Annotated in this window: 5 protein-coding genes and 1 pseudogene; 3 read left to right on the top strand and 3 right to left on the bottom strand. The window is 29.7% G+C overall.

Annotation, left to right across the window (positions count from 1 at the left end; translation table 11 throughout):
• Window positions 1-103 precede the first annotated feature (103 nt).
• Both AB1Z17_RS12330 and AB1Z17_RS12325 read left to right on the top strand, forming a co-directional pair.
• Window positions 104-1,576: a glycoside hydrolase family 130 protein gene (locus AB1Z17_RS12330; RefSeq protein ID WP_368052090.1), complete on the top strand. Its 1,473-nt coding sequence runs from the start codon at window positions 104-106 to the stop codon at window positions 1,574-1,576.
• Window positions 1,577-2,249: 673 nt separating this feature from the next.
• Window positions 2,250-2,690, top strand: coding sequence for an Hsp20/alpha crystallin family protein (locus AB1Z17_RS12325; protein WP_368052089.1), 441 nt, complete (start codon window positions 2,250-2,252; stop codon window positions 2,688-2,690).
• Window positions 2,691-2,770: 80 nt separating this feature from the next.
• On the opposite strand, the gene AB1Z17_RS12320 is transcribed toward AB1Z17_RS12325, so the two are convergent.
• Entirely contained in the window at window positions 2,771-3,538 is a 768-nt protein-coding gene (locus tag AB1Z17_RS12320) for an exodeoxyribonuclease III (protein WP_368052088.1), read from the bottom strand.
• Between the two features lie 106 nt (window positions 3,539-3,644).
• A complete protein-coding gene (locus tag AB1Z17_RS12315) occupies window positions 3,645-4,298 on the bottom strand; it encodes a BON domain-containing protein (protein WP_368052087.1) in 654 nt (217 codons plus the stop codon).
• A gap of 319 nt (window positions 4,299-4,617) precedes the next feature.
• Here AB1Z17_RS12315 and AB1Z17_RS12310 point away from each other — a divergent pair, with 319 nt between their 5' ends.
• A complete protein-coding gene (locus tag AB1Z17_RS12310; RefSeq protein ID WP_368052086.1) occupies window positions 4,618-7,284 on the top strand; it encodes a cation-translocating P-type ATPase in 2,667 nt (888 codons plus the stop codon).
• A 19-nt stretch (window positions 7,285-7,303) separates the two neighbouring features.
• On the opposite strand, the pseudogene AB1Z17_RS12305 reads toward AB1Z17_RS12310, so the two are convergent.
• A pseudogene (locus tag AB1Z17_RS12305) lies at window positions 7,304-8,394 on the bottom strand (glycosyl transferase family 1); the annotation flags it as partial.

Raw genomic sequence — 8,394 nt, 5'->3', positions numbered from 1 at the left:
TTTGACAACTCGCAAATCACTCCTAATTTGATAGCATCTGATTATTATTCTATGAAATTAGATATGATTATTCAATTTTTAGAATCTAAAAACACTTAGTCTAATGCAAACAAAAGTTAATAGAAAGAACATCATATTCAGTCCAAATTCCAGTCGAATAATTGCTCGCTTTAATTATTCTGGTGATGAAAAAAGTAAAGGAATTATTCTAAAAATTCTTGAACTATCAGAAGAGCAAGCAAAAGAAGAATTAGTAAAAATACTTAGAGGTTATTCTAAGCGTCATAGAAATATTTCAGCAACATTTGAACATAATTTCAATAAGTTATCCCATATTTTAAAGGAACTAAATCTCAATCCAAATAATATTAGCAATGTGATGAAAACACTCATTGGTTCTTATTTTACAAAAGAATATTCCATTGAATCGGCTGCGTTTTTTAACCCATCTATGGTTGAAGATCCAGATCAAAGCGTGGTTCAAAAGGGAGAAAAAAGAGTAATTTTAAGCTTTAGAGCTACTGGAGAAGGACATATTTCTTCTATTGTATTTAGAGGTGGTACACTTGACGAAGAATGTAATTTATATGTTAAAGAACCAGGTAAAATGATTAATGAGGCAAAAATTATAAAAAGACACGCTTATAATAAAAAAGATTTCCTCTTGGCACTCTCTGAATTACATAAAGATGATAAGGACATTTCTTCCAAACTCTTTTCTAATCTTCCCGAAAATTTTTCATATGAAGAATTGGAGCGAGCTGTAAAAGAAGTAAAAAAAGAACTTAATTTGTGTTTATCGGGTAAAATACTTTGTGATGAAATTATGTGGTTAGCATCTTCTCACTATGAAATTATATTTTCATTGGATACTGATATTTCCGAAAGAGTTATTTTTCCTATTTCTGATAATGAAAAAAATGGAATTGAAGATGCGCGGTTTGTTAAATTTACTGATGATAATGGTGAAATAACATACTATGCTACCTATACTGCATATGATGGAATTACAATTTTACCTAAATTAATAATGACTAAAAACTTTTACCATTTTAAAATTACGCCTATAAATGGTAAAGTTGGAAGAAATAAAGGAATGGCATTATTTCCAAGAAAAATAAATGGCAAGTATGCAATGCTCTGCAGAATTGATGGGATAAATAACTATATCTCTTTTTCTAACGATTTAAATAGATGGAATGAGACCAAATTATTGCAAAAACCAAAATATCCTTGGGAATTTGTTCAGGTTGGAAACTGCGGTTCTCCCATTGAAACAAAAGATGGATGGCTTGTAATTACTCATGCGGTTGGTCAAATGAGAGAATATGTAATGGGTGCTTCATTATATGATTTAGAGCATCCTGAGAAAGAAATTGGGCGATTGAAAATGCCATTAATGATTCCAAATGAAATAGAAAGAGAAGGTTATGTACCTAATGTAATTTATTCTTGTGGCTCAATAGTTCATAATGGTAAACTTTGCATTCCGTATGCAATGTCAGACTATGCTTCTTCGTTTGCAACTGTAAATTTAGAAGAACTACTCTCCGAATTAAAAGGCAACAATAACTAAAGATTCATATCAATAATAATTCATAAAAAAAAATTTAATTCTGATAACAATCATATGCTAAAATGATGCTCATCATAAAATAATAACTATTCAGCTCTTAAATTTGTTGTATTAATTTAAAGTTCTTTGAAAAAAACACTTGAAAAATAGATTTACATTGTATTAAACAATCTGTAAATTATACTGAGGAGGTTTAGCTACTTTTTGATGGAAGTTGTAGTTTATGATTCTAATTTTTAGAAGTAAAAATTTTTTGAAAGATTATTTCAATATCACTAAGTTTCCAAAGTCTTTTCAGAAGGAAACAGGAAGTTTAGGCTTCCTGTTTCTAAAAAATAGATCTTCTTTTTTTAAAAATTACGAAGATTGAAAAGAAGGGTTAAGGTATTTAATAGTAACAAAAAACTAATTTCAGTTTTATTAAGTATAAGAATAACATAAGAAATTATGTAGTTATTATTAACATATTCAACCCTTCCGAAAACAGGAAGTTAAGGCTTCCTGTTTTTTTGTGTCCAATTACAAAAAACACCAAGATAAACTTCCCATTGTATTTAAATTTAATGAAAAAAATCATTTCTTAATTGCTTGAAATTGAGGAAAATCATTTCTTGAAATTGAAATTAGAAATAAATTTGAGTAATTAATAAGTTTAATTTAAAAACATACAATTATGTCACTAGTAAGATTTAGAAAAAGTCCGTTAGAAAATTTGCTCGCACCAGATTTTTTAGATTTTAACGTAGATAATCTGATAAATGATAGATTATGGTTAAAAAAAATGAATGAACCAGCTTTGAATATAAAAGAAACTAAAGATGAGTTCGAAATTGAATTGGCCGCTCCTGGTTACAACAAAAAAGATTTTGAAGTTACCATTGATGATGGTTGCTTAAATATTTCTGCAAAGAAAGAAGAAACTAAAGAAGAAAAAGATGAAAATTACACTCGCAAAGAATTTAGTTACGCTTCTTTTGAAAGATCTTTAAAATTACCTGATAGTATTGCCGACGAAAAAATAAAAGCTAAATACGACAATGGAATATTAAAATTCCGTCTAATTAAAAAAGAAGAAGCAAAAAAACAAAAACCAAGAGTAATTGAAATTTCGTAGTTTATTAAGAGGGAAATTATTGTAATATGAAAATGAAATAAAATGTCGAGGCTAAAAACCTCGATATTTTTTTATTCTGGTTACATTAAATCTAATTGAACTCCAATTGGGCAATGGTCTGATCCAAAAACATCTGAAAATATGCTAGCTTCTTTTATGCTGTTCTTTAAAATAACATCAACTAAAATATAATCTATACGCCAACCACTATTCTTAGCTCTTGCATTAAACCGATAATTCCAATAGGTATATGCAATTTTATCAGGATATAAATGCCTGAAAGAATCAACAAAACCGCTATTTAAAATATTGTTTATCCCATCAATTTCAACTTGTGTATATCCAGCTGTTTTGTTGTAATTTGCCTTATCATTCTTTAAATCAATTGCCTGATGAGCTACATTTAAATCTCCACAAATAAGTACTGATTTTTGTTTTTTCAAGTGCGTTATATAGTTCAAAAAAACTGAATCCCACTTTTTTCTATAATCAAGTCTTTTCAATTTTAGTCCCGAATTTGGCACATATACATTTATTAAAAAAAAATTGGGAAACTCAGCACAAATAACCCTTCCTTCCTGGTCTATTTTCATAAATTCCTTAGATCTTGTAACTAATAATGGTTTTATTCTACTTAATAAAGCAGTGCCGGAATACCCTTTTTTATCAGCTGAATTAGAAAAAATATCGAAATTTTTAAAAACTTGTAATAATTGAGTTGTTTGCTCATCTGTTGCTTTTATTTCTTGCAGGCATAAAATAGCTGGATTTTGTTTTAACACCCATTCGTAAAAGTTTTTTTTAGTAATTGCTCTAATCCCATTGATATTCCATGAAATAATATTCATGATTTTATTTTTAAACGTTCCATCAAGATTTCAATTCCTTTTCAAAAAAAACGAGACTGAAAAATAAATAAATTAAACAGTCTCGCTTTTTCAAATAATAGTGAAGTTATAAAATTACTTCAATCTCATTTTCAACTTTGTAAACACCAGGAGCTGCATAAGCTGTTTTTTTAGCCTCCTCTTTTTCAACATATGAGTGTACCTTTCCTTTTAATTTTACCGTATGACCATCAACATCAACTTTAATATTCTTGGCATCTAAATCCGCCAAACGTTCAAATGCCTTGGTTATTTTAGCTTTAATTTCGGTAGGTTTTATACTTTGTTTTAAAGTAATATTGTTTACTACTTTTTTCACTCCCAACAAAGTTTCAACCGATTTCAATGCTGCCTCTTTTTGGTAATACCATTTGAGTTCTCCAGACAAATAAACCCAACCATCGCGCACTTCAATTGTAACCTTATCTTCAGGCACAGATGAGTTCCATTTTAGAGCATCTACTGCTGCTTTGGCTATTTCTTTATCCGTTTTTTTGTATGCCGAGCCATATTTAACCTCAATATCATCAGCTACAGCTTTAACACCTTTTACATTTTTAACCGCTTTCTCAGCCGCTAATTTTTTAGAGTAACTATCAACAATTCCTGTTAATGTTACCACTCCATTTTCAACAATAACTCCAATTTGAGTCTCATCAATATCTGGTTGCCACATTAATTCATCAAGAACATCTTCCTTAATTGCACTATCACTTTTCATAATAAAAAAATTTTAATTGAACATTATATTTTCTAATCGATGTAAAATTAACTACTATAAAAAAAAGAAAAAATGATGTGTATCAAGTCTTTCTTCTTTGTTCAAAAACAATCAATTAAAAATTAATTTTAATGATAATTACTCTAGCATAATGCCCTTAAAATACGTGCTATTTTAACCTTAACCCTGTTATTTCTTATAGATTAAATTTATCTAAAAAAATAAATATTAAACATGTTGAACTGATGACTATCATTTATTAAACCGTCTATTAGCGATACCTTAACCATTTAAACTGAAATTATTTAATGATACTTAAATGACTTTTTCTTCGCAAAAAATAATTCAAAAACCACATACTTTAACACCTGAAGAAGTTGTTAAACAATTAGAGAGTGATTCAACTTTGGGGCTAACTACCAAACAAGTGAAAACTCGAATTGAAATTTTTGGCAAAAACAAATTACCCGAAGAAAAGTCGAAAAATACGCTTACCATCCTTTTTGAACAGCTTTTAAACCCAATTATTTACATATTACTTATCGCTGTATTCTTAGCATTGATTTTTAGAGATTGGCTAGAAGGAATTGCCATACTTATTGTGATAATAATTACTGTTGCCATTGGTTTTTTTATGGAATTACAAGCCCTACGTTCTTTAGAAACGCTTCAAAAAATGGGACAATCAATCACAAAAGTTTTACGAGGTGGTATCTTGCTTCATTTGAAGTCTTCATTACTAGTTCCTGGAGATCTTGTTATTTTAGAAGCTGGAGATGTGGTTACTGCTGATGCGCGTTTAATTTATTCAGAAAGCTTAACTGTAAAAGAAGCCGTTTTAACTGGTGAAAGTTACCCTATTGAAAAAGAAATAGCAGTTTTACCAACCAACACCCCTATTTCTGAATTAAATAATATGGTTTTTAGAGGTACTTTGGTAACTAAAGGAATGGCTAAAGCCATTGTAATAGCAACAGGAAAACACACCGAACTTGGTAAAATTCAACAATTAGGAATTACTTCAAAAAAAACACGAACACCCTTAGAAAAAAAACTTACTAATTTAAGTAAAAATCTTATTTTATTAACCCTAATTTTAACCATTCTTATCATAATTACCGGGTATTTTAGAGGGAATGATTTTATGTTAATATTGCAAACCGGAATTGCATTGGCCGTCGCTTCCATCCCTGAAGGTTTGCCTATTGTAGCAACAATTGCACTGGCACAGGGTATGCTAAGATTATCCAAAAAACAAGTGATTATTAAAAAACTAGAAGCTGTACAAACATTAGGAGCTACTACTATTATTTGTACAGACAAAACAGGAACGCTTACCGAGGATAAAATGAAGGTACATACACTTGTTTTTGAAAATAATTCTTTTGAAAATGTTTACAATAAAAAGGAGTATTTTAGTATTGAAACAAAAAAATTAAAGGGATTTAAAGAAATGGTACTCGCAGGTATTTTGTGCAATGACGTCTTCGTTTCTAACCAACATAAACACGGAGATGCCATAGATTTAGCTTTAAATGATTTTGCTGAATTTGTAGGCTTCAAACCTCATCTTATTCAAAAAAAGTATCCCGAAAAAATGGAAATTGCTTTTGATACGGAACGCAAAATGATGGCTACTGTAAACCAATTCAATTCCGCATTTAAAATATATGCCAAAGGTGCCTTTGAAAGTATTGCTGCATGCTGTGACACGATGCTTAGCAATGGTGAAATAATTCCTTTTAAAAACAAAGAAAAATGGATACAAAAGGTAGATAATTTAGCTTCTAAAGGATTAAGAGTACTGGCCTTTGCCTTTAAAGATGTTGAGAAACTACCAGCATGTGAAAACTTTTTGCATCAGCTCACTTTTATTGGGATTATTGGTTTTATTGATCCGCCAAGAGAAGATGTTAAAGCAACCATTTCTATCTATAAGAATGCAGGTATTCGTGTAATTATGATGACAGGTGACCATCCAGGAACAGCAAAAAAAGTTGCACAGGAAATAGGTTTATTACCACAACATATTACTAAAGAAATGGTAGTGTTGGGAAAAGATTTATCAGCCTTTGAAACAATTTCTGAAGAAAAAAAGGCAACACTTTTAAATGCTATAATTTTTGCCAGAGTAACCCCTAAACAAAAATTAGATATCATAACCCTTTTTCAACAAAATAATGCCATTGTTGGAATGATTGGAGATGGCGTAAACGATGTTCCGGCTTTAAAAAAAGCAGATATAGGAATCGCAATGGGAATTAGAGGTACGGAAGCAGCAAGAGCAACTGCTGATGTTATTTTAAAGGATGATAAATTTACGTCTATAGAACTCTCAATACACCAAGGAAGGGCTATTTTTGAAAATATTCGTCAGTTTGTGGTGTACTTGTTATCTAGTAATTTGGCAGAAATTATTTCAGTAGGTATTGCCGCATTGTTGAATTTGCCTTCACCACTATTACCTTTACAAATATTATTCTTAAACCTAGTTACCGATATATTTCCTGCCTTAGCGTTAGGTCTTGGTAAAGGTGAAAAAGATCTGATGAAAAAACCACCACGATTGCCAAATGAGCCTATTATGACAACAAAATTATGGAATGCCACCATTATTTATGGATTATGTGTTACGGCAAGTGTTTTAGGCATAACGCTATATTCAAACTATATTTTAAAATTACCTTCCAATGAAATTAATAATATGGCTTTTTTTACCTTAATTTTTGCCCAATTATTCAATGTTTTTAATTTACCTAAACGTCAAGAATCATTTTTCAACAATGAAGTAACTTCAAATAAATGGATTTGGGTTGCAATTGTAATATGCATAGTAATAACATGCATTGCTTATTTTACACCACTAGTTGCAATTGCACTTTCAATTTCGCCATTAACTATCAGTAAATTAATTACTATTATGTTATTCGGATTTAGTTCTTTATTATTGGCACAGTTTATAAAACGGATTGGCTGGACTATTTAATTTTCAACGCCTCCTTTTGTTAAGTCTTATTTTCAATTTTAAATTGTTTTCTAAACCTTCTTTTTCTAATATATTTTGGTGGTAAAACAGCTTCTTTTTCCATAATAAGCCTAGCAATAAGATAGCAAATAGTGGATTCTGCACCTTGATTTAAATTTACATGCGTTTTCTCCAATCCGTCATAACATCCTCCAGTTATTGGATTGTACATGGTTTGATTTAAATGGTTCTTCCCTAAAAACCAATTAAAAGCTTTCTTTTGAAAATTTTTATATTTAACATCTTTGGTTGTATTATAAAACAACTCTAACGTTTGAATGGTGTAAGAAACATCGATAGGTTGTTCTCCATAAATATTGGACTCAATTCCTTTATGAAACCATCCATTATTAGATATAACTTTAAACTGATTTTTAAAAAATAGTTTAGACAATAAAAAATTAAAGGAATCAATTGCAACCCTTTTATATTTTGATTTCCCTGTAACTAAGTAGGCATACAACATAGCTTCGGGTAAAACGCTATTAGCATAGGTTAAATAGTTTTCAAACCATTTCCAATTCTTGGTTTCCGCTATATCATAATTTGAAATTAAATTGTTTGCTAATTTTTCAATAACGTAAACAATTTCTGACTGTTTAGTCACTGAATAATACAAATACAATCCTTTAATTGCAAAACCAATGGCTCTTGGTGATAGAATATTTTTCACCCAAGGCAAACTATCTATAAAACAAATAATCGCTTTGTCAGTTATATATTCGGGTAAATAGTCTTTTAATGAAATTACCATTCCAAGTGCCCAAATAGCTCTTGCATTAGAATCTTCTAAATTTATATAGCTATTTTTAATATGTTCAAAATTATTTTCATCAATATAATTTACAAACGTACCCGATGGCTTTTGACAACGTATTATAAAATTTAAATACGTATTTATAAGCTGTAAATCTTCTTTCTTATGAAATAACTTATAATGTAAACTCAACGCTATTAAAGCACGAGCGTTATCATCTAATGTATAGCCAGAGGAGCTATCAGGTTGAGAAATTTTACAAAATTGAATAATTCCCAATTCCGTAGTCATTTTTTTAAGATGATTCAATTTTA

It is taken from the genome of Lutibacter sp., assembly GCF_040883305.1.
Lineage (GTDB): Bacteria > Bacteroidota > Bacteroidia > Flavobacteriales > Flavobacteriaceae > Lutibacter.
The sequence above is the reverse complement of the archived record's forward strand: the minus strand, read 5'-3'. Positions and strand labels throughout refer to the sequence as shown.